We start from the raw sequence: 1,422 nt of genomic DNA, 5'->3' as shown, positions 1-1,422 counted from the left end.
ATCACGGTATAAGTGATCAAAAATCTCTTGGGTTAGCTTTGACAGTTGCATTCTAATTTCCATTGAATCGATTGAAGGAGCAATGATACCAAACCGCACTTTAATCCCCAAGAGATCAGAATCTAACTGATTAGAAATCGTCTCTTGAGGTTCTAAACTGTGGCTTAACGAAATAGATAAGGGAAGAGCTTTTTACGTTCTTCTTCTGAAAGAGCAGAAACTCGCGCGATGTTTGTGTCAGGAATAGATTCAGGGTCAGGGTAGTGCTTCAACACCTTTTCCATACTCTCTTCTCGAATAAGATGGAAGATTGGGTATGGTGAACGATTGGTTAAGTTCTCGTCATCTTCTGGCGCTGCACCACCGAAGCAATAGTCTGGATGGAAAGTCGCCACTTGGAATATACCTTCCCAATCCTGTTGTTTGATCAGCCCTTCAACCCAATCGATGCAGAAGTTGTAGTCCCAGAAATCTTGCAGCATGTTAGGTACGACGACCAATGTTGTTTCCAGCTTTTCTGGTTCGGTGGTGCTGAGTTCAATAAGTTGCAGCAGAATATCCTCAAGCAGCGCTTCTTCTTGTGTTGCTTCGCTGACAAAAATCTTGATTTGTTTGTTACGCTGCGGCTTTGCAGCAAAAGGACACAAATTCAGACCAATCACGACATCATTAAGCCATTGTTCGACTTGTTGCGTGATCGCATTAATATCTGTATTCGGTGTTTCTTGTGTTGAGCGCGTTGGCATACGACTTTCTTGCTTTTATGAATTTGGCGCAAGCATAGCAGAGAAGTCGATTAACTTCTTCCCAAGCTTGCTACATCAGTGTTGCTGTCGGTATCTACGCTTTCACAAATGTGTTTTAAGTAGGCAATGGCAGCAAACATCACGGCATACAAAACGCTTCCGCCAAGCAGTACGGTTGACCAACCGCCATGTTGCCAACAGTAGAGCAATAAAAAACCACCTAAACTTCCGCCAACATAGTAGTGCACCAAGTACAAAGCTGTTGCGGTTGCTTTTGCTTGTGTTGCGTTTTGGCCTACCCAGCCGTAAGCCAAAGTATGGGTAAAAAACGCGCCAAAACTAATCAGCAGAAGACCGATAAGCATAGCGGCGAGGCTCTCAAAAGCCGCAATCCACATGCCTGCCATGCTAACCACAGCGCCTAAGAACATACCTAGAATAGAAGAGTAACGTTTGCTCCAATGCCCTGCGCATCGAGAAGAAAAAGTTCCTCCCAGATAACAGATGAATATCAACGATGCCAGACCGACCGGAACGTTATGCGGCGCGCTAACTAAGCGAAACCCCATTACGGAGTAAAGATTGACGAACAACGCAAAGTTAAGGCCGCCGATGAGCATTGCAAACCAAACCCGCTGATTTCGGAAGTGATCAATAATGGCGCGATTTTGGTGTC

At 44.9% G+C, this 1,422-nt stretch carries 2 protein-coding genes; both read right to left on the bottom strand.

Translation table 11 applies throughout. The features are described 5' to 3' along the window. Nucleotides 1–164: 164 nt before the first annotated feature. Nucleotides 165–746 carry a DUF1415 domain-containing protein gene (locus tag R8O70_RS25225; protein ID WP_042771068.1) on the bottom strand — a complete coding sequence of 194 codons (582 nt, stop codon included), beginning with the start codon at nt 744–746 and terminating at the stop codon, nt 165–167. Between the two features lie 50 nt (nt 747–796). Beyond that, nucleotides 797–1,422 (bottom strand): MFS transporter (locus tag R8O70_RS25220; RefSeq protein WP_412034577.1); only part of this gene is annotated, 626 nt, incomplete at its 5' end.

This window comes from Vibrio sp. 779(2023), assembly GCF_033344285.1.
Classification (GTDB): domain Bacteria; phylum Pseudomonadota; class Gammaproteobacteria; order Enterobacterales; family Vibrionaceae; genus Vibrio; species Vibrio alginolyticus.
Note: the sequence above shows the minus strand (reverse complement) of the source record. Positions and strands in the feature narration are given on the sequence as shown.

Excerpts from the sequence above, each read along its gene's own strand:
- R8O70_RS25225 (WP_042771068.1), bottom strand. The coding sequence starts at position 746 with ATGCCAACGCGCTCAACACAAGAAACACCGAATACAGATATTAATGCG.